The sequence below is a fragment of the Arthrobacter crystallopoietes genome, from assembly GCF_017603825.1.
Lineage (GTDB): Bacteria > Actinomycetota > Actinomycetes > Actinomycetales > Micrococcaceae > Crystallibacter > Crystallibacter crystallopoietes_B.
In genome coordinates, this window is record NZ_CP072014.1 from 3,458,371 (window position 1) to 3,484,069 (window position 25,699).

Annotated in this window: 20 protein-coding genes, 2 tRNA genes and 1 riboswitch; of the genes, 2 read left to right on the forward strand and 20 right to left on the reverse strand. The window is 63.2% G+C overall.

Translation table 11 applies throughout. From position 1 onward, the window contains the following. Nucleotides 1-28: 28 nt before the first annotated feature. The 4 genes from rpmA to J5251_RS15840 all read right to left on the reverse strand — a co-directional run bounded on the left by rpmA (nucleotide 29) and on the right by J5251_RS15840 (nucleotide 5,986). On the reverse strand, nucleotides 29-292 hold the full coding sequence (rpmA, locus tag J5251_RS15825; protein WP_074702156.1) for a 50S ribosomal protein L27: 264 nt from the start codon (nucleotides 290-292) through the stop codon (nucleotides 29-31). Between the two features lie 55 nt (nucleotides 293-347). Then, nucleotides 348-656, reverse strand: a complete 309-nt coding sequence (gene rplU / locus J5251_RS15830; RefSeq protein WP_074702154.1) for a 50S ribosomal protein L21 — start codon at nucleotides 654-656, stop codon at nucleotides 348-350. 222 nt (nucleotides 657-878) lie between these two features. Further along, a complete protein-coding gene (gene thiD, locus J5251_RS15835) occupies nucleotides 879-2,354 on the reverse strand; it encodes a bifunctional hydroxymethylpyrimidine kinase/phosphomethylpyrimidine kinase (RefSeq protein WP_208574569.1) in 1,476 nt (491 codons plus the stop codon). A 66-nt stretch (nucleotides 2,355-2,420) separates the two neighbouring features. Next, a riboswitch (TPP riboswitch) is annotated at nucleotides 2,421-2,519 on the reverse strand. A gap of 80 nt (nucleotides 2,520-2,599) precedes the next feature. Beyond that, nucleotides 2,600-5,986: an Rne/Rng family ribonuclease gene (locus tag J5251_RS15840; protein ID WP_208574570.1), complete on the reverse strand. Its 3,387-nt coding sequence runs from the start codon at nucleotides 5,984-5,986 to the stop codon at nucleotides 2,600-2,602. 496 nt (nucleotides 5,987-6,482) lie between these two features. Between J5251_RS15840 and J5251_RS15845 the strand changes: the two genes are divergently transcribed. After that, complete coding sequence (locus J5251_RS15845) at nucleotides 6,483-7,067, forward strand: vitamin K epoxide reductase family protein (protein WP_208576196.1); 585 nt, start codon at nucleotides 6,483-6,485, stop codon at nucleotides 7,065-7,067. Nucleotides 7,068-7,175: 108 nt separating this feature from the next. On the opposite strand, the gene ndk is transcribed toward J5251_RS15845, so the two are convergent. The 6 genes from ndk to J5251_RS15875 all read right to left on the reverse strand — a co-directional run bounded on the left by ndk (nucleotide 7,176) and on the right by J5251_RS15875 (nucleotide 14,239). Beyond that, on the reverse strand, nucleotides 7,176-7,592 hold the full coding sequence (gene ndk / locus J5251_RS15850; RefSeq protein ID WP_208574571.1) for a nucleoside-diphosphate kinase: 417 nt from the start codon (nucleotides 7,590-7,592) through the stop codon (nucleotides 7,176-7,178). A 69-nt stretch (nucleotides 7,593-7,661) separates the two neighbouring features. Beyond that, complete coding sequence (locus J5251_RS15855; RefSeq protein ID WP_139005441.1) at nucleotides 7,662-8,129, reverse strand: DUF4233 domain-containing protein; 468 nt, start codon at nucleotides 8,127-8,129, stop codon at nucleotides 7,662-7,664. A gap of 3 nt (nucleotides 8,130-8,132) precedes the next feature. Continuing rightward, nucleotides 8,133-9,485: a bifunctional folylpolyglutamate synthase/dihydrofolate synthase gene (locus tag J5251_RS15860; protein WP_208574572.1), complete on the reverse strand. Its 1,353-nt coding sequence runs from the start codon at nucleotides 9,483-9,485 to the stop codon at nucleotides 8,133-8,135. After that, a complete protein-coding gene (gene ileS / locus J5251_RS15865) occupies nucleotides 9,482-12,769 on the reverse strand; it encodes an isoleucine--tRNA ligase (RefSeq protein ID WP_432264404.1) in 3,288 nt (1,095 codons plus the stop codon). Before ileS ends, J5251_RS15860 begins: the two co-directional genes overlap by 4 nt. A gap of 348 nt (nucleotides 12,770-13,117) precedes the next feature. After that, nucleotides 13,118-13,861: an SDR family oxidoreductase gene (locus J5251_RS15870; protein ID WP_244250696.1), complete on the reverse strand. Its 744-nt coding sequence runs from the start codon at nucleotides 13,859-13,861 to the stop codon at nucleotides 13,118-13,120. A gap of 18 nt (nucleotides 13,862-13,879) precedes the next feature. After that, nucleotides 13,880-14,239, reverse strand: coding sequence for a DUF488 domain-containing protein (locus J5251_RS15875; RefSeq protein ID WP_208574574.1), 360 nt, complete (start codon nucleotides 14,237-14,239; stop codon nucleotides 13,880-13,882). A 104-nt stretch (nucleotides 14,240-14,343) separates the two neighbouring features. Here J5251_RS15875 and valS point away from each other — a divergent pair, with 104 nt between their 5' ends. Continuing rightward, a complete protein-coding gene (gene valS / locus J5251_RS15880) occupies nucleotides 14,344-16,965 on the forward strand; it encodes a valine--tRNA ligase (protein WP_208574575.1) in 2,622 nt (873 codons plus the stop codon). 293 nt (nucleotides 16,966-17,258) lie between these two features. Here the strand turns inward: valS and J5251_RS15885 are convergent, their stop codons facing one another. The 10 genes from J5251_RS15885 to J5251_RS15930 form a co-directional block, all read right to left on the reverse strand. Further along, nucleotides 17,259-17,879: a DsbA family protein gene (locus J5251_RS15885; protein ID WP_208574576.1), complete on the reverse strand. Its 621-nt coding sequence runs from the start codon at nucleotides 17,877-17,879 to the stop codon at nucleotides 17,259-17,261. Nucleotides 17,880-17,934: 55 nt separating this feature from the next. Continuing rightward, the gene (gene clpX / locus J5251_RS15890) at nucleotides 17,935-19,227 is read right to left on the reverse strand and encodes an ATP-dependent Clp protease ATP-binding subunit ClpX (protein WP_139005434.1); all 1,293 of its coding nucleotides are present in this window, start codon (nucleotides 19,225-19,227) and stop codon (nucleotides 17,935-17,937) included. 51 nt (nucleotides 19,228-19,278) lie between these two features. Then, entirely contained in the window at nucleotides 19,279-20,571 is a 1,293-nt protein-coding gene (clpX, locus tag J5251_RS15895) for an ATP-dependent Clp protease ATP-binding subunit ClpX (protein ID WP_139005433.1), read from the reverse strand. Nucleotides 20,572-20,777: 206 nt separating this feature from the next. Continuing rightward, nucleotides 20,778-21,452, reverse strand: coding sequence for an ATP-dependent Clp protease proteolytic subunit (locus J5251_RS15900; RefSeq protein ID WP_139005432.1), 675 nt, complete (start codon nucleotides 21,450-21,452; stop codon nucleotides 20,778-20,780). A 51-nt stretch (nucleotides 21,453-21,503) separates the two neighbouring features. Further along, nucleotides 21,504-22,103, reverse strand: coding sequence for an ATP-dependent Clp protease proteolytic subunit (locus tag J5251_RS15905; RefSeq protein WP_139005487.1), 600 nt, complete (start codon nucleotides 22,101-22,103; stop codon nucleotides 21,504-21,506). Nucleotides 22,104-22,355: 252 nt separating this feature from the next. Then, entirely contained in the window at nucleotides 22,356-23,777 is a 1,422-nt protein-coding gene (gene tig / locus J5251_RS15910; RefSeq protein WP_139005431.1) for a trigger factor, read from the reverse strand. 54 nt (nucleotides 23,778-23,831) lie between these two features. Beyond that, nucleotides 23,832-23,904 (reverse strand) — tRNA-Pro (locus tag J5251_RS15915). Nucleotides 23,905-24,014: 110 nt separating this feature from the next. After that, nucleotides 24,015-24,085, reverse strand: a tRNA-Gly gene (locus tag J5251_RS15920). A gap of 64 nt (nucleotides 24,086-24,149) precedes the next feature. Beyond that, complete coding sequence (locus J5251_RS15925) at nucleotides 24,150-25,037, reverse strand: Fpg/Nei family DNA glycosylase (RefSeq protein ID WP_139005430.1); 888 nt, start codon at nucleotides 25,035-25,037, stop codon at nucleotides 24,150-24,152. Between the two features lie 5 nt (nucleotides 25,038-25,042). Beyond that, entirely contained in the window at nucleotides 25,043-25,516 is a 474-nt protein-coding gene (locus J5251_RS15930; protein ID WP_139005429.1) for a ribose-5-phosphate isomerase, read from the reverse strand. Between the last annotated feature and the right edge of the window lie 183 nt (nucleotides 25,517-25,699).

The window sequence follows — 25,699 nt, forward strand, 5'->3', positions numbered from 1 at the left end:
CACTGGAAAGCTGAATTACTGCCGAAAATTACTCGGCAGCTGCTGCAGCAACGATGTTCACAACGCGGCGTCCGCGGCGAGTACCAAACTCAACCGCGCCGGCCTCGAGGGCGAACAGGGTGTCGTCGCCGCCACGGCCGACGTTGGCGCCCGGGTGGAAGTGGGTGCCGCGCTGGCGGACGATGATTTCACCAGCGGAAACAACCTGGCCGCCGAAGCGCTTTACGCCCAAACGCTGAGCGTTGGAATCGCGACCGTTGCGAGTGGAGCTCGCACCTTTCTTATGTGCCATTTGCTATGCCTACCTTTTGTGTCTATGGAAACTGTTGGAAGCCTGCCGACCGCAATTACGCGATGGAGGTGACCTTGACCTTGGTCAGTTCGGAACGGTAGCCCTGGCGCTTCTTGTAGCCGGTCTTGTTCTTGAACTTCTGGATGACAATCTTCGGCCCGCGAAGATTCTCAATGATCTCTGCAGTGACCTTGACCTTGGCCAGCTCATCAGCTGCGGAGGTGACCTTGTCGCCATCGACCAGGAGCAGCGCGGGCAGCTCGAAGGTGCTACCGGCTCCACCGGGGACGCGGTCAAGGGTTACGAGGTCTCCAACGGAAACCTTTTCTTGGCGGCCGCCTGCGCGGACAATCGCGTACACCACTTGGGAACTCACTTCTCTCGACGTTTAATACAGTTATGCGCTTTGAATACAGGCGGTAAAAGGATGCCTGCCAGCACTGTGCAGTGACGCCTACGGGATTTACCCTTCGAAGGCGTTCGCACCGAAGATCAAGATTACGCTATTTGCGCTACGTCCTGCAAATGGCGACCCCGGCGGCGCGCCGCGGAACTGCACTGTTGCCTCTGCCACACCGGCCGTCACTTATGCATAGAGCCTCGGCGCATCGAAAAAGTGGAGCTCATAGCGCGCCGAATGCTCGAAGGCGGCCATCATCCGTTCGCGTTCCTGCTCCGGCAGCTGCTGGGCAGCCGCGTCCATGATTGCCACGGCCTGCCGGGTGGCATCCGCAAATTCCTCGTCCGCATAGGTCTCGATCCAGGCACCGTAAGGATGGCCCGCGGCGCCGACGGACTTGTACCGGCCATACAGTTCACCGCCTACATGGGCGTACAGCCAGTAGCAGGGGACCACGGCGGCTACCAGCTCCGCGTAGCTCCCCGCGGCGCTGACGGCCAGCAAGTGGTCCACGTACGCCTTGGTGACCGGCCCCTGTTCCGGCCGGACGTCGCGGCCGGCGAGCCATTCCCGGTGCAGCTGTGCCTCGACTTCGATGCAGTTATGCGCGCCCTTGGCCCAGAACAGCTTTTCCTGCTCGGTGGGCGCCAGGGCGCTGGCACGCGCCAGTGCCCGCGAGTAGCCATTAAGGTAGCGCGCGTCCTGGGCCAGGTAGTAGTCGAACTGCGATTCGCCCAGGGTCCCCGCCGCGAGCGACCGCACAAAATCCAGTTCCATGATCTCCGCCCGGATGTCGGCAGTGCGTTCCCAGACTTCCGTGCTGAACCGGCCCGCCGGACGCGGCGTGTGCTGATGGAAATGGTGGATGGGCCCGCTGCCCTTCCCGACCTCCAGCTCGTCAGCGCGCACCAGCGCGCCGAACAGCCACTCCTTGACCTCTTTGAGCGACTCCGTCCAGTCCCCCGTCCTGGCCTGCACGGTCGCCATCGCCGCCGAGAGCGAGCAGCCGGTCCCGTGGGTGTTTTTCGTCGGCACCCGCCCGGAGCGGAATTCAACGACCTCGCCGGCCAGCCGGCCGTTCACATCCACCAGCGCATCGGGACAGTCCTCCGCAGGCAGGTGTCCGCCCTTGACCAGAACCATGACGTCATGCCTGCGGGAGAGCTCCCTCCCCTGCGCCAGCGCCTCCTGCCAGTCGGCGGCGGGCTCGGCACCGAGCAGCACCGCCAGCTCGGGCAGGTTCGGCGTCACGAGGTGTGCCTGGTTGAGCAGCCGGCGCAGCGCTTCCTCTGCTTCCGCTGCCAGCAGCCGGTCGCCGCTGGTGGCCACCATCACCGGGTCCAGAACAACGACGGCGGGGCCCACCTCGGCGAGCCAGCGGCCTACCGTTCCAATCACCTCGCTGTCGCCAAGCATGCCGATCTTCACCGCATCGATGCAGACATCGTCGCTGACCGCAGTTAGCTGCTCGGCGAGGAACGATGGCGGCGGTGTATGGACGGAGCGGACGCCCTGCGTGTTCTGGGCCACGAGCGCGGTCACCGCGGCCATACCGTAGCCGCCGTTCGCCGCGATGCTCTTCAAGTCCGCCTGGATCCCGGCGCCGCCGGACGGATCGGTCCCTGCAATGCTCAGCACTCTGGGGGTGGTTCGAATGGTCATGGCTGCTCCGTTGCTGCTCAGGGCGGAACACGCACGGCAGAACTCCACGCTGGCCAGCCAGCGGCCCGAAGACTGCAGCGACATCCCTCCGCCAGTCCTAACTGGTTCAGGTTCAACGGGTCTCAAATCTCAGCCGGCCAGTCGCCGGCACCCCGTGTCACTGCTGCCAGCCTAATGCATCAGGGGCGGTCCTTTCGACATGAAAGGACCGCCCCTGTTTCCAGCAGCAATTACTTAGTGCTGGATCAGAGTTCCGACGCAGGAACTCCCACTCCGAGAATGACCGGCGGCACCGGAGTCTTCTTCTCGGCACCAGGCTTAGCCGCCGCTTCATCACGGCCCGCCGACGCATCGGCGCCGCCCGCGCCGGAGACCGGCTGAACTGCCGGGGCAGCCTTCGCGGACTGCTCCATGCCGTCCCGCTGCTCAATGGGCGCTTGATTCGCTGCTCCCTGGGGGCTGCTTGCGGCACGACGACGGCGGCCGCGGCGTTCCGGTACCGCCGTCACTTCAGGTTTTGCCTCCGGTTCCGGTTGCGGTTGCGGTTCCGCTTCCGGCTCCGGTTCCGTGACGATCCCCGGGCTGACCTTGTTGAAGGCATCCGTCAGGCTTGCAAGAGTCAGGACCGGCTCTTCGCGGGCAGCCACCGGGCTATGTTCAGCGCGGGGCAGCACAACCTTTTCGCCGTTAATGGTCAGGACCGGAGCCTCGGAGGTGGCAGCCGGTTCTGCCTTGCGGGCCGCCTCGTGTTCCTCCGCCTCATGGGCGGCGTGGGTTGCCGCGGCAATGGACGCCAGTGCGGCACGCGCCGCCTGGGCCTTGGCTTGCCGCTCGGCGTCGTCCTCATGCTCCGGTTCCACAACCGCGTCAGGAGCGGAGGGCGCGCCCCCCTGGTTGTTCTGGCTCTTGCTCCGGCGCTTTTCGCTGCGGGACGGCTTCTCCGGCCGCCCCGGCTTTTCGGCGCGCACATGGTGCTGATGGTGCTCGGCAGCCACCGCGGCACGACGATGCTCCAGCGGTTCATCATGGGTGACTACGCCGCGGCCGCCGCAATGTTCGCAGTTCTCGCCGAAGACCTCCAGCAGCCCGGTACCCATCCGCTTGCGCGTCATCTGGACCAGGCCCAGGGACGTGACTTCGGCTACCTGGTGCTTGGTCCGGTCCCGGCCCAGGCATTCGACCAGGCGGCGCAGCACCAGATCGCGGTTGGCCTCGAGCACCATGTCGATGAAGTCGATGACGATGATGCCCCCGATGTCGCGCAGCCGCAGCTGCCGGACTACCTCCTCGGCCGCTTCCAGGTTGTTCTTGGTGACGGTCTCTTCGAGGTTGCCGCCGGAGCCGGTGAATTTGCCGGTGTTGACGTCGACCACGGTCATCGCTTCGGTGCGGTCAATGACCAGCGACCCGCCCGATGGCAGGAAGACCTTGCGTTCGAGGGCCTTGTGGATCTGCTCATCGATCCTGTTGGCCGTGAAGATGTCATCGGCGCCGGTCCACTTCTCCAGCCGGTCCACGAGGTCCGGTGCCACGTACGTCACGTAGGCCTCGATAGTGTCCCAAGCCTCTTCACCGGACACGATGAGCTTCGAGAAGTCCTCGTTGAAGACGTCGCGGACCACCTTGATGGTCAGGTCAGGCTCGGCGTAGAGCAGTTCCGGCGGCAGCGTCTTGTTGGAGGTCGACTTACGTTCGATCCCTTCCCACTGCGCGCGAAGCCGGTTGATGTCGTTCATCAGCTCTTCTTCGCTGGCGCCTTCGGCCGCGGTGCGGACAATGACGCCGGCGCCCTCGGGAACATGTTCCTTCAGGATCTTCTTGAGCCGGTTGCGCTCCACGTCAGGCAGCTTCCGGGAGATGCCGGTCATGGAACCGCCGGGCACGTAGACGAGGAAGCGTCCGGGCAGCGAGATCTGGCTGGTCAGGCGTGCGCCCTTGTGACCTACCGGGTCCTTGGTGACCTGCACGAGCACCGAGTCGCCGGACTTCAGCGCGTTCTCGATTCGGCGGGGCTGGCCCTCCAGATGCGCGGCTTCCCAGTTAACCTCACCGGCGTACAGCACGGCATTGCGGCCGCGCCCGATGTCGACGAATGCGGCTTCCATGCTGGGCAGCACGTTCTGGACCTTGCCGACATAGACGTTGCCGATCAGGGAGTCCTGCTGCGTCTTGGACACGAAATGCTCGGCCAGCACGCCGTCTTCGAGGACGCCGATCTGGATCCTGTCATCGCGCTGGCGGACAATCATCTGGCGGTCCACGGATTCACGACGGGCCAGGAACTCTGCCTCGGTAATCACCTGGCGCCGCCGGCCGGTTTCGCGCGATTCACGCCGGCGCTGTTTCTTGGCCTCGAGGCGGGTCGAGCCCTTCACCGAGGAGACACGGTCGCTCGGCGGGGTCTCGCTGACCGGACGCGGAGCGCGTACGCGGGTCACGGTGTTGGGCGGATCGTCGTCCTGCCCGCCGGTAAGTTCGAGGTCCTGGTCGCCGCGGCGCCGACGACGACGGCGGCGGGCAGTTACGCCGTCGCCGGACTCCGTCGGGGCTTCTTCGGCACCTTCACCCTGGGTCTCTGGCTCGGTCTCGGTGCCGGTTTCCACTGCGTCTGCACGGTTCCGGCCCTTGCTCCGGCGGTTCCGGCGGCTGCGTCGGCGGCCGCCTTCTTCATCTTCGTCAGCCTCTTCCTCGGCAGCGGCCGGACGGGCAGGGCGGACAGCGGTCAGGTCCGGTGCGTGGAAGAGCACCTGTACGGGTGATTCGGGGACGGCGAAGGGGCTCAGCACTGCTGGCTCGTTGACCTCTTCCGCCTGTTCCTCTACCGCCGGAGCAGTCTCGGGCCCCTGGCCGGATACCGGCCCTGCGGCAGACGGCGCTGTGGCGGGCGAATCCGCGGGGGACGCATCCGGTTCGGTTGCGGCGGGGCTCTCCTGCGTTGCCTTCGAAGCGGCCGTCCGGCGGGCACGAGTGCGGGTACGCGTGGCGGGCTCGGCGGTTTCGACGGGCTCCACACCGGTGTCGGTGCCAGCGGCGGTGGTGCCCGCAGCGACGTCGGCCTCCGTACCAGCGGCATCCGATGCCGCTTCAACGACGGCTTCCTGCGGGGGTGTGCCTGCTGCGCTGTCCGCGGCAACCTCCGGTGTTTCGGTGCGGGGCTGTGCCTTCCTGCGCTTGCGCGGCGTCTTGGCCTCGGCTGAGTCGGCCGGTTCTACTGCCGGAACCGTATCGGCAACGGCCATTGCGGGGGGCTCGGTCGGCATAGGCGGCACTGCGACGCCCGCTGCTGAACCCTCGTCGACCGGTGCCGCTGCCGTCTTGCGGGTCCGTCGCACACGGGTCTTCACCGGTGCCGCTGCGTCTTCCCCGGCGGCCTGTCCTGCGGTTGCCTCCGACGGCTCCGCTGTGGCATCCGTAGCCGCGGTGGCGGCGGTGCTCTCCGTCCCGACTGTCGGCGCGGCCTCGGTTGTTTCCGCCGGGGGTTTGCGCCGGGCGCGCGTGGCCCGCTTGACCGGCGCCTTGGCCGTAGGTTCAGTTGCTTTTGGTGCTGCGATTGCGGCGGCGCTGTCTGCGCCCGCCGCTCCGGGAGTATCCGACTGATCGGATGTTGCCGGGTTTACCTGTTCATTATCCATTTATTACTGCACTCCAGCCCCTGGAGGCACCGGCCACATCCCGGCACCGCCAAGGAAAGTAGCCGGTTATCCTTCGGGCCACGTGGCCACCCGTCACCGGAAGTCCTTGTCGTATCTCCCGAGCTCGCGCCATCTGTGGGGCGCAGTACACTCAGGGACCAGCGGCGCTTTTCCTAACTACCGCATATATTCTCTTCATCGGTAGGGTCATCTGGCGGATTCCGCAGGGCCCATCCGGATGATGGGCTCCGACACCGGAAGCATCGCCGACAAACCTGGAAGCCTGTCGCTGGACCGGTAGTGGCATGTGGTTCCATTACCAGCCAAGAGCCATTCTCTCATATGGGCCCGGTTTTCGTTATCATTTGGCGCTTCTGCAGCGGTTAGAATCGTCCCAGACATTCCCTGATGGAAGAGGAGCCCGGTGAACCACCATGCGGCCCACGCCGAATCCGGCGCAGAAACCGTCCCGGCCGGACATCGTCCGGACAACGCCGTGGCGGTACATTCGCGGCACAAACCCTTCGCCTGGCTCCTGCTCGCCACCGGCGTCGTCGGTTGGATCGCCTCGGCCATCCTTGTCCTGGAGCGGCTGGCCGTCTACGTGGACCCGAGCCACATCACCAGCTGCGACGTCAATCCGTGGGTGTCCTGCGGTGAAGTCTTCAAGACCTGGCAGGCAGCGCTCTTCGGGTTTCCGAATCCGTTTATCGGGATCGTGGCCTTCGCCGTTCCGATTACGACGGCGATGGCGATGCTCGCCGGCGCCCGGCTCCGGCGCTGGTACTGGATCGGTCTGCAGGTCGGCGTGACCCTGGGATTCATTTTCGTGGTCTGGCTGTGGAGCCAGGCCTTGTTCGACATCTTCATCCTCTGCCTTTACTGCATAGTGGTCTGGGCCATGATGATCCCGATGTTCGTCATGGTCACGGTTCGCAACCTGGTCCACGGTGTTTTCAAGGCGCCGGCGGGGGTGCTCAAATTCGCCAGTGAATGGGCGTGGACCCTGACGATCATCCTCTGGGTCGCCACTGCGGCCAGTGTCTTCATCCGCTTTATGAACGTGTTCCTCGGCGGCTGAGCCAAGCGGCAGTGACGTGCCGCTCACTCCGTACGGCAAAGGCCGCGCACATCCGTAAGGATGGGCGCGGCCTTTGCCGTTGCAGCCGGAGACCGGACTGCGGGAGTTTCAGCTGAACCAGATACCGATCTCGCGCTCGGCAGACTCCGCAGAATCCGAACCGTGGACAAGGTTCTGCTGGACCTTCAGGCCCCAGTCACGGCCGAGATCACCGCGGATTGTCCCCGGTGCCGCCGCCGTCGGTTCCGTGGATCCGGCCAACGAACGGAAGCCCTCGATCACGCGCTGCCCTTCGAAGACTGCTGCCGCAACCGGCCCGCTGAGCATGAACTCCACCAGCGGCTCGTAGAACGGCTTGCCGACATGCTCGGCGTAGTGCTGCTCCAGCAGTTCACGGGTTGCGTTGACCAGTCTCAGCTCGACGAGCTTGTATCCCTTGGCTTCCACCCGGGCCAGGACGGTTCCGGTCAGCCCGCGGGTCACACCGTCCGGCTTGACCAGTACAAGAGTGCGTTCAACGCTCACGTTTCTTCTCCTCAAATAGCTTCAATCTTGGCTCGAAAGCCCGTTCAATCCTATGCGACGCCGCCGGGGCTAGCTTTCTGTTGCCTCCGGGCCAGGTGTTGGCCCTTCCTCCGGGTGTGCCTGTTCCCATTCGGCTTGTTCGGCGTCGCGCTGGGCATTCTCCCGGTCCAGCCGCATCCCCGTCCTGACGCCGTACCACCACGTCAGCGCGAACAGCACACCGACGACAAACATCATCGGCTCGACGATTCCCGTGGCGATGATCAGCAGCTGCAGGATCCAGCCCAGGGCTATTCCGGCCGGCTTGCGGACCAGCGCACAGCAGAGAACCAGCACCAGGGCCAGCGCAATACCGACACTGAGAATCACCGGCTGCGGGAAGCGGTCTTTGTGCAATCCGAAAGCCACGAGGGTCCCGAAGAATACGACGAAGGCCTCCAGCAGGAGCACCGTCGAGGCGAACATGACCTTGATGGAACGCCGCTTCTTCGGCATATCCGGACGCCATTCACGTTGTGCTTTTGTCAGTTTTGCCATGTGTTATTTTCCCAGCAGTATGCGGGCATCGGCGACCAGGGTAATGGACCCCGTGATCAGGACTCCGCCCGCGAGATCGTTCTGCGATTCGGCCCGTTCCACCGCCCATTCGATCGCGTCGTCCAGCTTCTGGGCCACATGGATGGAATCTTCGGCAAAACCGGCGGCCATCGCATCCTCCGCCAGCTGCTCCGCCGGGATGGCACGCAGCGAATTGGACGCCGTCACGCAGATCTCGTCCACCAGTTCGCCCAGGTGTTCCTTCAGCTGCTCCAGCAGACCCACGGCGTCCTTTTCCTGCAGCACGCCAACGATCGGCACCAGCCGCGAGAGGTTGAAGGCCTCTTTCACCGCGGCGGCCGTGGCGCGCATGCCCTCAGGGTTGTGGGCCGCATCGACGATGACGGTGGGCGCGGTCCGGACCACTTCGAGGCGTCCCGGCGAGGTGACCTGGCTGAATCCTTCGCGCAGCAGTTCGACGTTCAGTTCCTTCACACCGCCGCCCAGGAACGCTTCAAGGGCGGCTACGGCCACAGCGGCATTCTGCGCCTGGTGTGCCCCGTGCAGCGGCAGCAGCAGGTCTTCGTAGCGTCCGGCCAGACCGGCGATGGTCAGCTGCTGGCCACCGACGGCCATGAGCCGGGACTCGACCCCGAATTCGACTCCTTCGAAGCGGAACGGCACACCCACGTCCCGGGCCTTCTCCAGCAACACCTGTGCCGCATCGGCAGGCTGGGCCGCGCTGACCAGGAAACTGCCGGGCTTGATGATCCCGGCTTTCTCCAACGCGATCTCTTCGGTGGTCTCCCCCAGCAGGTCAGTGTGGTCCAGCGAGATCGGCGTGACGACTGAAACCTGGCCGTCGATGACGTTGGTCGCGTCCGTGATGCCGCCAAGCCCCACTTCAATGACCGCCACCTCGACCGGTTCGTCCGCAAAAACGGCGATAGCCAGAATGGTGACGCACTCGAAATAGGTCAGCCGCGGCTCACTCGCAGCAGCCAGTTCGGTATCGACGATTTCGAGATAGGGACGGATTTCATCCCAAATACGCACGAAAGTCTCGTCCCTGACCGGCTCGCCGTCGATGCTGATCCGCTCGGTCACCTTGGTCAGATGCGGACTGGTGTAACGGCCGGTCCGCAGACCATGGGCGCGCAGTCCCGCTTCGATAATCCGGGCTGTGGACGTCTTGCCGTTGGTGCCGGTCAGGTGGATGCTGGCGAACGCCTTGTTCGGCTCCCCCAGGATCTCCATTGCCCGGTAAAGGGGCTCCATCCGTGGCTCCATCTTGTTTTCCGGAGCACGGCTGAGCAGTTCTGCGTAGACACTCTCTACGCCGAATTCGTCGCTCATGATTTTCCCTCGACCTTCTCGACAGTGACATTCTGGCCGTCGTCCGAAGGCACCAGCACCAGCTCGACGGTCAGTGTTTCTTCGGAAACCAGCGACTCGTGGGTCCCCAGGGCGTCCAGCACCGATTGCTCCGCGCTAACCGTGGTGCGGATCCGGTCGCTGACCACCAGATCGGCGTCCTTGCGGGCTTGCTGGATGGTACGGACAAAGTCGCGCGCCACGCCCTCGGCTTCCAGGTCAGGGGTCACTTCAGTATTGAGCACCACGAAGCCGCCGCCGGGCAAGACCGCGACAGAGGCAGAACCTCCACCGGCGCTGTCCGTCACGACCGTTTCCAGCGTGTATTCCTGCGGTTGGAGTTCCAGTCCGCCGGCGGTGACCGTACCGGCGTCGTCCACGGACCAATCTCCGGATTTGGACGCCTTGATGGCGGTCTGCACATCCTTGCCCAGCCGCGGACCGGCTGCCCGGGCATTGACCACAAGCTTCTGTTCGATGCCGAACTCCTCCGGGGAAGCGGTTCCTGCGTCGATCAGGCGGACAGACTTGATGTTCAGCTCGTCCTTGATGATGTCCTCGTATCCGCCGGCCAGTTCTTCGGCACCGGCGGCGACGACGGTCAGTTCGGACAGCGGCAGCCGCACCCGCAGATTCGCGGCCTTGCGCAGGCTGGAGCCCGCGGAGCAGATGATCCGGGTGCTCTCCATCCGGGTGACCAGATCCTCCTTGGCGGGGAACATGGCGGCATCTGGCCATTCGGCGAGGTGCACCGAACGGCCTCCGGTGAGGCCGCGCCAGATTTCCTCGGTTACCAGGGGAAGCAGCGACGCCGCGGAACGGCACACCGCTTCGAGGCAGGTGAAGAGCACGTCGAACGCGTCCTGGTCCTCGTCGAAGAACCGCTGGCGGCTGCGGCGCACGTACCAGTTGGTGAGCGTGTCCAGGTACTCGCGCAGCGCGTCGCAGGCTCCGGAGACGTCGTAGCTGTCCAGGCTCTCCGTGATGGAGCGGACCAGGTCGCCGGTGTGGGCCAGGATGTACTGGTCCAGGGAGTCCAGGGACTCGATCCTTGCGTTGTCGCCGGCAACGGACTTCGCCTCGTAGCCGGCGCCGTTGTCCGCGGTGTTGGTGTAGAGCTTGAAGAAGTGCCACACGTTCCACAGCGGCAGGATGACCTGGCGGACGCCGTCGCGGATGCCCTGTTCGGTGACGATGAGGTTGCCGCCGCGCAGGATCGGCGAGGACATCAGGAACCAGCGCATGGCGTCGGAGCCGTCGCGGTCCAGCACCTCGGAGACATCCGGGTAGTTGTGCAAGCTCTTGGACATTTTCTGCCCGTCCGAACCGAGCACAATGCCGTGGCTGATCACGTTGCGGAACGCCGGCCGGTCGAAGAGTGCTGTAGCCAGAATGTGCAGCGTGTAGAACCACCCGCGGGTCTGGCCGATGTACTCGACGATGAAGTCACCCGGGTTGTGGTGCTCGAACCAGTCCTGGTTTTCGTGCGGGTAATGGACCTGGGCGTACGGCATCGAACCCGAGTCGAACCAGACGTCCAGCACATCCTCCACGCGTCGCATGGTGGACTTGCCGGTGGGGTCGTCCGGATTGGGCCGGGTGAGTTCGTCGATGAACGGCCGGTGCAGGTCCGGCTCGCCGGCTTCGTTCAGCGGCAACCGGCCGAAGTCGGCTTCAATCTCGGCCAGTGAGCCGTACACGTCCTGGCGCGGGTAGTCCGGGTTGTCCGACTCCCAGACCGGAATGGGGCTGCCCCAGTACCGGTTGCGGCTGATGGACCAGTCACGGGCGTTTTCCAGCCACTTGCCGAACTGTCCGTCCTTGACGTTGTCCGGGATCCAATTGATCTGCTGATTCAGCTCGACCATCCGGTCCTTGATCTTGGTGACCTCGACGTACCAGGACGAGATGGCGCGGTAGATCAGCGGGTTGCGGCAGCGCCAGCAGTGCGGGTAGCTGTGCTCGAAGCTGGCCTGGCGGACCAGCCGCCCCTGGGCCTTGAGGACACGGGTGATCGGCTTGTTGGCCTCGAAAACCTGCAGCCCGGCGATCTCCGAGAGCGGCCCTTCGCTGAAGTAGGGCAGGAACTTGGCGCCTTCGTCCACGGAAACGATGACGGGGATCCCGTGGGCTTCGCAGACCCTCTGGTCATCTTCACCGTAGGCCGGAGCCTGGTGCACCAGACCGGTACCGTCCGTGGTGGTCACATAGTCCGCCACGACGAAGCGCCATGATGTCCCGGTGCCCCACTTTTCGGCGTCCGTGTAGTAATCCCACAGCGGTTCGTACTGCAGGCCATCCAGCTGGGCGCCGGTGTAGGTTGCGGCGACAGCGTCGGCCGCGGCAGCGCCGTCGTCGTACCCCAGGTCCTTGGCGTAGCTGCCGAGCAGATCCTGCGCGATGAGGAACTTATCACCCTGGGCGGTGCTGCCGTTGGGGCCAACGGGTACCACGGCGTAGCTGATTTCAGGCCCGACGGCGAGGGCCTGGTTGGTGGGGAGGGTCCAGGGCGTGGTGGTCCAGGCCAGGGCGTTGACGCCCGCCAGTTCGCGGCCGAGCGCGCTTTCGCCCCCGACGATCGGGAAAGTCACGGTGACCGTCTGGTCCTGGCGGTTCTTGTAGACGTCGTCGTCCATGCGCAGCTCATGGTTGGACAGCGGTGTCTCGTCCTTCCAGCAGTACGGCAGCACGCGGTAGCCGCTGTAGGTCAGGCCCTTCTCGTGCAGCTGCTTGAACGCCCAGATGACGGACTCCATGTATTCGACATTGAGCGTCTTGTAGTCGTTCTCGAAGTCCACCCAGCGGGCCTGACGGGTGACGTAGGCCTGCCATTCGCTGGCATACTTCATCACCGACGTGCGGCAAGCATCGTTGAACTTGTCGATGCCCATGGTTTCGATCTGCTGCTTGTCGGTCATGCCGAGCTGCTTCATGGCCTCCAGTTCGGCGGGCAGGCCATGGGTGTCCCAGCCGAACCGGCGTTCAACCCGCTTGCCGCGCTGGGTCTGGTACCGGCCGACAATGTCCTTGACGTATCCGGTCAGCAGGTGGCCGTAGTGCGGCAGGCCGTTGGCAAAGGGCGGGCCGTCGTAGAACACAAACTCGTTGGCGCCGTTTTCGCCAGCGTCGCGCTGGTCGATCGAGGCCTGGAAGGTGCCGTCTTCTTTCCAGTACTTGAGCACCAGTTCCTCGATCTCCGGGAATTTCGGGGAGCTCTGGGCAGCGGCTGTGCCGGCGGTGGTGGCCTTGGGATAAATCTGGGGCATATTCGTCATCCTGGAAAGACAGCTAGCAAGCGTGGACACTTCCTGCGAGGACGTGCTCTGAACCAAGCAGCCGTGCCAGTTATCTCAACTCGCCCGGCGGCCGGGAGCGGAACCCGCGGTACCACCTCACTTGCTGACCTCTCCGGGCTCCTCACGGGAACCTGAAGGGGCAGCCCCTCATTCACTGCTGTGACGGGCTTACCCGTCCGGTTCTACTGGGCGCCGCGCCGGTTGGCACGGAACTGTTCTTCCGGAAGCTCACCGGTGATGGCCGGGTCCAAGCTGTTGCCTTCCAGTTTAGATGGCTGCGCCCTCCAATGTCGAAACATCGGCGGACTAGCGCCGGCTTCAGCGCCGGATCACCTTGTGTGCCGCTGCCTGCGCGACTGGCCGGATGACTATCTGGTCCAGGTTGATGTGATGCGGCAGATTCAGCGAATAGGCGACGACGTCGGCGACATCAGCGGCGACGAGCGGCTTTTCCACGCCGTCGTAGACCTTGTCCGCCGCGGCCCGGTCACCGCCAAGCCGGTTGAGCGAGAACTCCTCGGTGCGGACCAGCCCGGGGGCAATCTCGATCACGCGGACGTTGTGTTCTGCTTCTTCGAGCCGCAGAGTGTTCGCCATCGAGTGCTCTGCAAACTTGGCTGCCACGTATCCGCCGCCGTTTTCGTAAGCCGCCAGCCCCGCCGTCGACGTCAGCAGCAGCACAGAACCTTCGCCGTTTTCGCGCAAGGCCGGGAGGAACCCCTGGATCATGCGCAGTGTGCCGAGGACGTTGACGTTGTACATCTGCTCCCAGTCGGCCAGCTTGCCCTCAAGCATCGATTCGGTGCCGAAGGCGCCGCCGGCGATATTGACCAGCGCATCGATTCCGCCGGTTGCCAGCACATCCGCGACCAGACTGTCCACTGAGGCATTATCGGTAATATCGGCGGCATAAGCGGCGGCCCCGGTTTCGGCCGCCAGGTCTTCAAGCCGCTCCGCCCTGCGCGCGACCGCTATCACGTCCCAGCCACTGGCACGCAGCGCCCTCACCGATGCCTCGCCGATGCCTGAACTTGCCCCGGTCACCACTGCACGTTTGCTCACAGGACCAGCGTAAACAGGTCAGGTGCGCAATCTCCCGTTTAAGTACTCGTATAACACCACGGCTTGGTTGTGCTCTTCGTCCTTCGCGCTGAAGAGCAATGTCATCCGGTCGTGGCTCCCTGCGGCGTCGATCAGGACCTGGACAGCATCGGACTGCCGCAGCTCCTTGCGGTAGGCCTGGGCAAAATCATCGAATTTCTCCGGATCGTGGCCGAACTCTTTACGGAGCCCGTCGGAGGGACCGACGTCTTTGAGCCATAGGTCGATCTGCGCGTCGTCCTTCTTGATGCCCCGGGGCCACAGCCGGTCCACCAGCACACGGTATCCGTCCGCTGGATCGGCTTCTTCGTAGATGCGTTTGACCCGGATACTTCCCATAGGCGCATGCTACGCCTATGGGAAGGGCGCTTCCGGCAGAGCCCTGCGAGCGGGCCGCTACCGCGGATATGAATCCGTTCCCGCTGTCATGGGAGAATGACCCCATGGCTGAACATGAACCGGGCACAGACACGCCCGCAACCGTAAACGTCCCCGACAAGCCGGCCCTCGAAGGCCTTGAGGCTGTCCTCACCCAGCAGTGGCGCGAAAAAGGAACCTACAAGTTCAACCCGGACACTACCCGGGAACAGGTTTACTCGATCGACACTCCGCCGCCGACCGCATCGGGATCGCTGCATGTGGGCCACATGTTCTCCTACACGCAGACCGACGTTCTGGCCCGTTTCCAGCGCATGCAGGGCAAGAACGTTTTCTATCCGATGGGCTGGGATGACAACGGCCTGCCCACCGAACGCCGGGTGCAGAATTTCTACGGTGTCCGCTGCGACCCGTCCGTGCCGTACAACCCCGATTACCAGCCACCGGCAAAACCCGCAAAGAACCAGCGTGATTTCGACGTCGTGTCCCGGCGGAACTTCATCGAGCTCTGCGAGGAGCTTGCCGTCGAAGACGAAAAGGTCTTCGAAAACCTTTTCAGCACGCTCGGCCTGTCCGTCGACTGGGAACTGACCTACCGGACCATCGACGACGTTTCCCGAGCAGTCTCCCAGCGTGCCTTCCTGGCGAATCTGACCGCCGGCGACGCATATATGGCCGAAGCCCCGACGCTTTGGGACGTCACGTTCCGCACTGCGGTTGCCCAGGCTGAACTCGAAGACCGGGAAATGCCCGGGGCGTACTACCGTTATGCCTTCGAAACGCCGGACGGCGAGAAGATCCACATCGAAACCACCCGGCCCGAACTGCTGGCCGCTTGTGTGGCACTCGTTGCCCACCCCGACGACGAGCGCTACCAGCCGCTGTTCGGCACGAAGGTCAAATCCCCGTTGTTCGGCGTCGAGGTAGAAGTCAAGGCCCACCCGCTGGCTAAGCCGGACAAGGGCGCCGGCATTGCCATGGTCTGTACCTTCGGCGACCTTACCGACGTCACCTGGTGGCGTGAACTGCAGTTGCCTACCCGGGCCATTGTGGGACGGGACGGCCGCATCGCCGCCGAAACACCGGAATGGATCACTTCCGACGAGGGCAAGGCCAATTACGCCGAGATCGCCGGCAAGACTGTCTTCTCCGCCAAGGAGAAGGTCGTCGAACTGTTGGACGCTGCCGGAGAACTGGACGGCGAGCCGAAGAAGATGTCCCACCCGGTCAACTTCTACGAAAAGGGCGACAAGCCGCTCGAGGTCGTCACGTCTCGCCAGTGGTACATCCGCAACGGCGGCCGCGACGCCGACCGCCGGGAGCGGCTGATCGGCCGTGGCCGGGACATCGAGTTCCATCCGGCCTTCATGCGTTCCCGCTACGAAAACTGGATCGAAGGACTCAACGGTGACTGGCTGGTCTCCCGCCAGCGGTTCTTCGGGGTTCCGATCCCGGTCTGGTACCCCTTGGATTCCGCAGGGAACCCGGATTACGACAACCCGGTGCTGCCGGCGGACGAGATGCTGCCAGTGGATCCCGCAGCGGAACCAGCCCCGGGTTACGCCGAATCCCAGCGCGACGTTCCCGGCGGCTTTACCGGAGACGCCGACGTACTGGACACCTGGGCGACGTCCTCACTAACACCTCAGATCGTGGGTAAGTGGAGCCGCGACGAAGAGTTCTTCGGCAAGGTCTTTCCGTTCGACCTGCGTCCGCAAGGCCACGACATCATCCGTACCTGGCTCTTCTCCACCGCGGTGCGCGCGGATGCGCTCAACAGCTGCGCACCGTGGAAGCATGCCGCGATCTCCGGCTGGATCCTTGACCCGGACCGCAAAAAGATGTCCAAGTCCAAGGGCAACGTCGTGGTTCCGACGGATGTCCTCGAGCAGTTTGGTGCCGATGCGGTGCGCTATTGGGCCGCATCGGCCAAGCTGGGCGCAGACACGGCTTATGAAATCGCACAGATGAAGATCGGCCGCAGGCTGGCCATCAAGCTGCTCAACGCCTCCAAGTTTGTGCTCAACCTGGGGGCCACCGAAACGTCGGTCATCTCCTCCGACGCATCGGTGATCACCAACCCGCTGGACAAGTCGCTGCTGGGACAGCTGGCCGATGTGGTCGAGCAGGCTACTGCGGCATTCGAGAAGTACGATTACGCCCGGGCGCTCCAGATCAGCGAGAGCTTCTTCTGGTCCTTCACGGACGACTATGTCGAGCTGATCAAGGACCGCGCCTACGGCGGCGCCGGTGATGCGGAGCAAGCGAGTGTGCTGGCGACGCTGGCCACAACCCTGGACGCCCTGCTGCGACTCTTCGCACCCTTCCTGCCGTTCGCCACTGAGGAAGTCTGGGGGTGGTGGCGCGCCGGTTCCGTCCACCGAACGGAGTGGCCGACGACGGCGGCGCTGTCAGGTATCGCCGCGGACGCCGACAAGGATTTGCTCGGCACGGTCGCACTGGCCCTCGGCGGCATCCGGAAGGCAAAGTCCGAGGCCAAGGTCAAGCAGCGTACCGAGGTCGTGACTGCTTTGATCAGCGGATCCGCGCAGCAGGTGGCGCAGCTGGAAGCCGGTCTGGGCGATCTGAAGGCGGCAGGCAACGCCAATGAGCTGAAGCTCACGGAAGCGGACGGTGAATTAACAGTCTCCGGCGTCGAACTCGCAGCAGCTGAAGAGCCGGCGTAACCAGCCGTTAACGAGGGGAAGCCCCATCAGCGTTTAGCCGTTGGTGGGGCTTCGACTCGATGATTCATGTAGTGACATTCAGAATCTCCCGAACTCCGCAGAACTTCAGGTCTTCCAAGCCTTGTCACTGGCTGGCAGTTGGTGGAACTGAGTCCATTCAACTTGTCTCTGAATCTTTGGTGTTCGTTCCCGCATCTTTTGGGGGATGCGTATAAACATTTATACTCCCCCGCAAGCCGACACGCCAGAGGTTGAGAAATTTTTTTCTGCTAAATCTCCAGCGTGCCGCTGCTTTAGTCGAACTCGGGACTGGTCGTGCGGGAGCGCTTGATCTCATAGAAGTACGGGAATTCCGCCAGCGCGACGGCGCCATCGAAGATCCGTCCGGCCGTATCTCCACGGGGAATCCGTGTCAGTACCGGTCCAAAGAAGGCGGTTCCGTTGAAAGCAACTACCGGGGTTCCGACCTCATCGCCCACCAGACTGATGCCTTCCTCATGGCTGGCGCGCAACTGCTCGTCATATTCATCAGAGGTGGCGAATCCAGCCAGGTCTGCCGGAAGGCCTGCTTCCGCCAGCGACGCCGTGATGACGGCCTCGATGTCCTTGTTGCCTTCGTTGTGGATACGGGTTCCCATGGCGTCGTACAGCCGCTTGACGAAGTCGGCACCGTGCAGTTCCCGGGCGGCAATGATGACGCGGACCGGGCCCCAGGCGGTCTTCAGGAATTCCTTGTAATTGTCCGGCAACTCATCCCGGCCATCGTTCAGTACTGCCAGGCTCATGACGTGCCAGTCCACTTTAACCTCACGGACCTTTTCAACCTCCAGCATCCAGCGTGAGGTGATCCATGCGAACGGGCATGCGGGATCGAACCAGAAATCAACGGTCGATGGTGAGTTGTTATCGGACATACTCAGAACTCCTTATTGTGGAAACACTTGTGGTACTGAAATGCGCAACCGGGAATCAGGCGGATTTGTTCCGGCGCAGGGCAGCAACGTCCTGCGGGATCAGGATGGGATTGCCTTTACCCTTGATGACGTCGCCGGTTATGACCACGGAAGCGATATCCTGCCGGCTCGGTATCTCGAACATCACCGGCTGCAGCGCTTCTTCCACAATGGCACGCAGTCCGCGGGCGCCGGTCCCCCGCTCGAGGGCGAGATCCGCAACCGTTTCGAGGGCCTCCGGCTCGAACGAAAGCTCCACACCGTCGAGTTGGAACATCTTCTGGTACTGCTTGATCAGTGCGTTCTTCGGCTCTGTCAGGATCTGGATAAGCGCCGGGCGGTCCAGTTTCGATACCGTGGTAATCACCGGCAGGCGTCCGATGAATTCCGGTATCAGTCCGAACTTCAGCAAGTCCTCCGGCATGACCTGCCCGCGGCTGTCCACGTCCTTCGAAACCTCGCGCAGCACCGCGCCAAAGCCGACTCCCTTGCCTCCGGACCTGCTGTCAACGATTTCCTCTAGTCCGGCGAAGGCGCCGGCCACGATGAAGAGCACGTTGGTCGTATCAAGCTGGATGGCTTCCTGCTGCGACTGCTTCTTGCCGCCCTGCGGTGGAACGGAGGCTACGGTTCCCTCGAGGATTTTCAGCAGTGCCTGCTGGACACCTTCACCGGAAACGTCGCGGGTGATGGATGGGTTCTCGCTCTTGCGCGAGATCTTGTCGATCTCGTCTATGTAGATGATCCCCTGCTCGGCCTTCTTGACATCATAGTCAGCGGCCTGCAGAAGCTTGAGCAGAATGTTCTCGACGTCTTCGCCCACGTAGCCGGCCTCGGTCAGGGCCGTCGCATCCGCTATGGCGAACGGAACGTTGAGCCGGCGTGCCAGGGTCTGCGCGAGAAAAGTCTTGCCGCAGCCCGTCGGACCGACCAGCAGGATATTGGATTTGCCGACCTCGACGTCGGCCAGCGGACCGGCGTCGGCGGAATCAGGAGAAGCTTCGGATACCGGAGCCGGCTGGGTACGTTTGTAGTGGTTGTAGACCGCAACAGCCAGGGCGCGCTTCGCAGGCTCTTGCCCAATGACGTATTCCTGCAGGGACTCGAAGATCTCCCGCGGTTTGGGCAGTTCGAAGCCGTCAGGCTCGGACGCTACCGAAAATTCTTCCACGAGCATCTCGTTGCACAGCCCGATACATTCGTCACAGATGTAGACCCCGTGGCCCGCGACCAGCTTTCGGACCTGTTTCTGGCTTTTGGCGCAGAAAGAGCATTTGAGCAGGTCGCCGTTTCCACCAATGCGGGCCATATTCCGTCCTCTACCTGGTCGTCTTTCTGGATTGTGCGGCGCCCGTTCCGGTCAGGCGGACTTGTTACGTCGCTTGGCAACCACGTCATGGGAAATCAGCGAAGGCTCCCCCTTGCCGTTCACCACATCGGCGGTAATCACCACGGAAGCGATGTCTTCGCGGCTGGGCAGGTCGAACATCACAGGTTGCAGAGCTTCCTCGACAATGGCCCGCAGTCCGCGGGCACCTGTCCCCCGTTCGAGCGCGAGCTGGGCCACGGCATCCAGAGCCTCCGATTCGAAGGAGAGCTCGACACCGTCCAGTTGGAACATTTTCTGGTACTGCTTGATGAGTGCGTTCTTGGGTTCGGTGAGGATCTGGATCAGCGCGGTGCGGTCAAGGTTCGACACCGTAGTGATCACCGGCAGGCGGCCGATAAATTCAGGGATCAAGCCGAATTTCAGCAAGTCTTCCGGCATGACTTCGCCGTAACTGTCGGCGTCCTTGCTGGCGTCGCTCAGTGGGGCACCGAACCCGATGCCCTTGCGTCCGGCGCGTGAACCGATGATTTCCTCCAGCCCGGCGAAGGCGCCGGCCACGATGAAGAGCACATTTGTGGTGTCGATCTGGATGAATTCCTGATGCGGGTGCTTCCGGCCGCCCTGCGGCGGAACGGAGGCTACGGTCCCCTCGAGAATTTTCAGCAGTGCCTGCTGGACCCCTTCACCGGAAACGTCGCGGGTGATGGATGGGTTCTCGCTCTTGCGCGAGATCTTGTCGATCTCATCAATGTAGATGATGCCCTGCTCGGCCTTCTTGACGTCATAGTCGGCGGCCTGGATGAGCTTGAGCAGAATGTTCTCGACGTCTTCGCCGACGTAGCCGGCCTCGGTCAAGGCCGTTGCATCCGCGACGGCAAAGGGAACGTTGAGCCGGCGTGCCAGGGTTTGGGCCAGATAGGTCTTGCCGCAACCGGTGGGGCCGATCAGCAGAATGTTGGACTTGCCGACCTCAACATCGTCCAGCGGACTGGTGTCAGCGAGGTTCGCTGAGCTCTTGGGTGCGTGCCCCGATTGGATGCGCTTGTAGTGGTTGTAGACGGCAACAGCCAGTGCCCGCTTGGCCGGTTCCTGTCCGATGACATATTCCTGCAGGAAGTCGAATATTTCACGCGGCTTGGGCAGCTCAAAGGAACCGAGGTCCGAAACCTCGGACAGCTCTTCTTCGATGATCTCGTTGCAGAGCTCAATGCATTCGTCACAGATATAGACGCCGGGGCCAGCGATCAGCTTCCGGACTTGCTTCTGGCTTTTGCCGCAGAAGGAGCACTTGAGCAGGTCAGCGCTCTCACCAATGCGAGCCATATTCAGTCCCCTTACTTGGTCCTACTGGAATCGGTCAACGCCCGGGAGCGGCACCTGGAGCTCCCATGCTCAGACGAATGAAGGCGGCTGACTAGCTTCCACTCTAAATCACTTGGCTGACAGTTTCAGTAACCACAGAGCCCGTGGTGCCATGTTAAGCACCACGGGCTGAGTGGATCAGCAATGACGCTGCCAGTACACAATCATTAGGCCTTGTTGATGGCCGGCTTGTGGATCTTACGAGAATCGAGGACCTGGTCGATCAGTCCGTAAGACAACGCATCTTCCGCCGTCAGGATCTTGTCTCGCTCGATGTCGACGTTGACCTGCTCCGAAGTCCTGCCGCTATGCAGCGCCAGAGTGTCTTCGAGCCAAGTGCGCATACGCATGACCTCGGCTGCCTGGATCTCCAGGTCAGAAGCTTGCCCACGCTCACCGCCCCCGAGTGCCGGCTGGTGGATCAGCACGCGTGCGTTCGGCAACGCCAGTCGCTTGCCCGGGGTACCCGCCGCCAGCAATACGGCGGCAGCGCTGGCCGCTTGTCCGAGGCAGACAGTCTGGATCTCGGGACGAATGTACTGCATCGTGTCGTAGATAGCCGTCATTGCGGTGAAGGAACCACCCGGCGAGTTGATGTACAGCGTGATGTCGCGGTCCGGATCCGTGGATTCCAGGACCAGCAACTGTGCCATGATGTCGTCCGCCGAGGCGTCGTCCACCTGCACGCCGAGGAAAATGATCCGGTCCTCAAAGAGCTTGGTGTAGGGGTCCTGGCGCTTGAAGCCGTAAGGCGTGCGCTCCTCGAACTGCGGCAGCACATAGCGGCTGGTCGGAAGGTTGGCTGCGTGGCCGCCGGCAGCGGCAGCAAAATTGTGGTTCATCGTGATTCTCCTGCTTCTAATGATCGTAGGGACGTATCGCAGAACCTGCGATCATGAATCCTGTGAAGTTCCGCCGCCGCCGGTAACGCCGCCGGCGTGGGCCGAAATCTTGTCGAAGAAGCCGTACTCGAGGCCTTCCTCAGCGGTAAACCACTTGTCGCGGTCATTATCCTTGAGGATCTGCTCCACAGTCTGGCCGGTCTGCTCTGCGGTCAGCTCAGCCATAACGCGCTTCATGTGCAGAATCAGCTCGGCCTGGATCTTGATGTCGGACGCAGTACCGCCGATACCGCCGGAGGGCTGGTGCATCAGGATGCGCGCGTGCGGAGTGGCGTAGCGCTTGCCCTTGGTTCCCGAGGACAGCAGGAACTGGCCCATGGAAGCTGCCAAGCCGGTGGCGACCGTGACGACATCATTCGGAATGAACTGGATGGTGTCATAGATGGCCATGCCTGCCGTCACCGAACCGCCGGGCGAGTTGATGTAGAGGTAGATGTCCTTGTCAGGATCCTCGGCCGAAAGCAGCAGCAGCTGGGAACAGATGGCATTGGCGTTCTCGTCCCGCACTTCCGAGCCAAGCCAGATAATGCGTTCCTTCAGCAGGCGATTGTAGATGTAGTCTTCCCGGGTGGCCGGGTCGACGGTGGCCATCTTCGGAGTGGTTGATTCACTGGACATTCTGAAATACCTCTCGCTTGTCCCCACAGGCTGCACCGGTGGCCGGTGCAGTCCCCAGGTTCTTTTTCCTTCTTGGACACTAACGCGGATCAGTGCCCGTTTCTGCCTTATTTACGGGCTGTTCGCTGACGGCGCATCAGAGCGCCGGGACGTTGCAGGCAGGTGGTTAAACGCGGCAGCCGCCCACCCCGTGAAGGGCAGGCGGCCGCCGTGAAACTCTGCTGTTTAGGCCTTGGACTCGGCAGCGCTGTCGTCCGCGCTCTCCTCCGAGGTGCCCTCTGCCGGAGCTTCCTCCGCCTGAGCGGCTTCTGCTTGCGCAGCCTGGATCATGTCCTCAACGTTCGGCTCTTCTTCACCGGCGGGGCGGACGAAGTCGCTGAGGTCCACCTCGGCACCGTTGGTGTCCGTTACCTTGGCCAACTCCAGCACCTTGGCCAGCGCCTTGCGGCGGCGGACCTCGGAAACCATCATCGGCACCTGGCCGCTCTGGTCGATGAGCTGTGCGAACTGGTTCGGATCCATGCCGTACTGGCCGGCGGAGGAAACGATGTAGTCGATCAGCTCTGCCTGGCTGACGCCGACCTCTTCCTTGTCCGCCACGGCGTCGAGGATGATTTCGTTCTGGAAGGCACGCTCAGTGTTCTGGCGGACCTCGGCGCGGTGCTCGTCGGTGTCGTGCTCTTCGCTGCCGTCGCTGTTCTCCGGGCGGAAGTGCTGCTCGAGCTGCTCTTCAATCACGGAATCGGGCACGGGAACCTCAACGAGTTCCACCAGCTTGTCCAGCACCTTGTCGCGCGCTTCAACGCCCTGCTCCATGACCTTGCTGTCGGCGGCCTGCTTCGCCAGGTCTTCCTTCAGCTCGGCAATGGTGTCGAATTCGCTGGCCAACTGGGCAAAGTCATCGTTTGCCTCCGGCAGCTCGCGCTCCTTGACGGCCTTGATGACAACCTTGACTTCGGCTTCTTCACCGGCATGCTCGCCACCGGCCAGCGTGGTCATGAAGGTAGCGTCCTCGTCGGCGCTCAGGCCGGTGACGGCTTCGTCCAGGCCCTCGAGCATGGTTCCGGCGCCAACCTGGTAGGACAGGTCCGCTGCGGAGTCAACCTCTTCGCCGTTCACCTTCGCGGTGAGGTCCATGGTGATGAAGTCATCCTGAGCAGCGGGACGGTCAACAGACTTCAGCGTGCCGAAGCGGCCGCGCAGGTCGTCCAGGGCCTTTTCGACGTCGGCGTCGCTGGCTTCGGCAGCTTCCACGGTGACCTCGAGTCCGGAGTACTCCGGCAGTTCGATTTCGGGGCGGATGTCCACCTCGACGTGGAAGGACAGCTGGCCTTCGGTGGCAGCCGGGTCCGGGACCTCGGTGATCTCAACCTCGGGGCGGCTCAGGGGGCGGATACCGCTCTCCTGCACAGCATTCTGGTAGAAACCGTTCAGGCCCTCGTTGATGGCCGTCTCGATGACGTAACCGCGTCCAACCCGCTGGTCGATGAGCTTGGAGGGAACCTTGCCCTTGCGGAAGCCAGGCACCTGGATCTGGGAGCCGATTGTCTTGTAGGCCTCGTCAATGCTGGGCTTGAGTTCCTCAAAAGGAACCTCAACATTGAGCTTGACCCGGGTGGGGGTGAGGTTTTCGACAGCGCTCTTCACAGCGTTAGAACTCCTGATAGCTATAGGGGTTGGGTCTGCACCAAGAATACAGAGTCGGGGCGACAGGACTCGAACCTGCGATCTCCTGCTCCCAAAGCAGGCGCGCTAGCCACTACGCTACGCCCCGTAGTGCACGGCAAGTCTACGGCCTAAGCAGACTCCGTGCACAATCGGCGGCGGCAAAGGACTGCCGCCTTAACGAAAAAGACGGACCGCTGCCGGCCCGTCTCATCGCAGAGGGGATGACGGGAATCGAACCCGCGTAATCAGTTTGGAAGACTGAGGCTCTACCATTGAGCTACATCCCCAGGACGTTGAAACTCTAGCATGACCACAGACCTGTTTCGCAAATCGGCGGGCACGGCGCTCCGTTCAGGCCTGCTGGCAGCTGGGACACCAGTAGAGCTTGCGGTTTCCCATCTCTGCCAGCACGACGTCAGCGCCGCAGACGCGGCAGCCGAGCCCCTGGCGCTGATAGACATAGTGCGCGTTGTCCGGCCACACCGGCCGCCCGCTGCCATCACGGTGTTCGGCACGCGTCGTGATGATCCGCCCGTCCCGGACACCGTCGTGCATTACCAGGGCAATGTCCTCCCACAGCAGCGCCGCTTCCTCCGATGACAGGCTTTTGCCCGGGCGCCAGGGATTCAGCCCGCGGCGGAACAACGTCTCCGCCCGGTAGATGTTGCCGACACCGGCGATGACATCCTGGCTCATCAACAACGTGCCCACCGCGGAGCCTTTGGATGTCAGCCGCTGGACAAACTCGTCCGTGCGGGCCTCCGGCTGCAGCGGGTCCGGCCCCAATTTGGCGACGACGGCGGACCGCTCGCCTTCGGTGATCACTTCGCAGGCCGTCGGCCCGCGCAAATCCGCCCAGCCATGCGCTGATACGAGCCTTGCGCGCACCTGGCCCACCGGCTCCGGCGGGCCGTCGTACGCAAGGTGGGGATCGTCGTCGTACGCTTCACGCTCCCCCACCCGGCGCGGGGCACCAATGCTGGAGGCGCCACGGAACGTCTCGTCGCCGCCGAAGTCCCAGGCGCCGTAGAGACCCAGGTGGACGCGCAGAATCAACTCGTTGTCGAAGTGCAGGAACAGTTGCTTGCCGTGTGCGCGGGCGGCGTCCAGGATGTGTCCGTTGACCCGCTCCGCGCCGGCAGCGAAACGGCCCTGCGGACTGCTGACGGCGAGGCGCTGACCGCCAAAGACGGAATTGAACTGCGCGGCGAGGCGGTGGACCGAGTGGCCTTCAGGCATGTGCTTTAGGCGGGAACTTCGCGGGTGGTTTCGTACGCGGCGATCTTGCCGATCCGCCGCACATGGCGTTCGGCGTTGGAAAACGGCTCGGCCAGGAAAGCTTCGATGATCGCGGTAGCCTCTTCGACGCTGTGCTGGCGGCCGCCGACCGCGACGACGTTCGCATCATTGTGCTCGCGCGCCAGTTTGGCCGTATCCAGGTTCCAGGCCAGCGCCGCACGTGCGCCCTTGACCTTGTTGGCCGCGATCTGCTCGCCATTGCCGGATCCGCCCAGCACGATGCCGAGGGCGTCCTGGCCCGCTGCCTGGTCTGCCACTACTGCGAGCGCCGCGTTGATGCAGAACGACGGGTAGTCATCCTCGGCGTCGTATTCCTTGGGGCCGTGGTCGATGACCTCGTACCCTTTGCCGGTCAGGTGGTCGATCAGATGGTGGCTTAGCTCGAGTCCGGCGTGGTCGGTGGCAATGTGAACGCGCATGTACGGTCCTTCAGGCGGGAGGGGCGGAAGAATGACGGCTTCAAGCCTACTCTGAACCAACGTGCTTGCTAGCGGCCACGGGCGGACCGGGGACGCAACGGAAGCGCAACTTTTCCTTCATCGCATCACGCCGGTGCTGTACATCCGCTGGGGCGGTGAAAGAATGGCCGCACTGTGCAAGGG

Excerpts from the sequence above, each read along its gene's own strand:
- ileS (WP_432264404.1), bottom strand. The coding sequence starts at position 12,769 with ATGCCCCAGATTTATCCCAAGGCCACCACCGCCGGCACAGCCGCTGCC.
- clpX (WP_139005434.1), bottom strand. The coding sequence starts at position 19,227 with ATGGCCCGCATTGGTGGAAACGGCGACCTGCTCAAATGCTCTTTCTGC.
- rpmA (WP_074702156.1), bottom strand. The coding sequence starts at position 292 with ATGGCACATAAGAAAGGTGCGAGCTCCACTCGCAACGGTCGCGATTCC.
- J5251_RS15855 (WP_139005441.1), bottom strand. The coding sequence starts at position 8,129 with ATGGCAAAACTGACAAAAGCACAACGTGAATGGCGTCCGGATATGCCG.
- valS (WP_208574575.1), top strand. The coding sequence starts at position 14,344 with ATGGCTGAACATGAACCGGGCACAGACACGCCCGCAACCGTAAACGTC.
- J5251_RS15925 (WP_139005430.1), bottom strand. The coding sequence starts at position 25,037 with ATGCCTGAAGGCCACTCGGTCCACCGCCTCGCCGCGCAGTTCAATTCC.
- thiD (WP_208574569.1), bottom strand. The coding sequence starts at position 2,354 with ATGACCATTCGAACCACCCCCAGAGTGCTGAGCATTGCAGGGACCGAT.
- J5251_RS15900 (WP_139005432.1), bottom strand. The coding sequence starts at position 21,452 with ATGAACCACAATTTTGCTGCCGCTGCCGGCGGCCACGCAGCCAACCTT.
- J5251_RS15875 (WP_208574574.1), bottom strand. The coding sequence starts at position 14,239 with ATGGGAAGTATCCGGGTCAAACGCATCTACGAAGAAGCCGATCCAGCG.
- J5251_RS15860 (WP_208574572.1), bottom strand. The coding sequence starts at position 9,485 with ATGAGCGACGAATTCGGCGTAGAGAGTGTCTACGCAGAACTGCTCAGC.
- clpX (WP_139005433.1), bottom strand. The coding sequence starts at position 20,571 with ATGGCTCGCATTGGTGAGAGCGCTGACCTGCTCAAGTGCTCCTTCTGC.
- J5251_RS15840 (WP_208574570.1), bottom strand. The coding sequence starts at position 5,986 with ATGGATAATGAACAGGTAAACCCGGCAACATCCGATCAGTCGGATACT.
- J5251_RS15930 (WP_139005429.1), bottom strand. The coding sequence starts at position 25,516 with ATGCGCGTTCACATTGCCACCGACCACGCCGGACTCGAGCTAAGCCAC.
- J5251_RS15885 (WP_208574576.1), bottom strand. The coding sequence starts at position 17,879 with ATGTCCGATAACAACTCACCATCGACCGTTGATTTCTGGTTCGATCCC.
- J5251_RS15905 (WP_139005487.1), bottom strand. The coding sequence starts at position 22,103 with ATGGCCACCGTCGACCCGGCCACCCGGGAAGACTACATCTACAATCGC.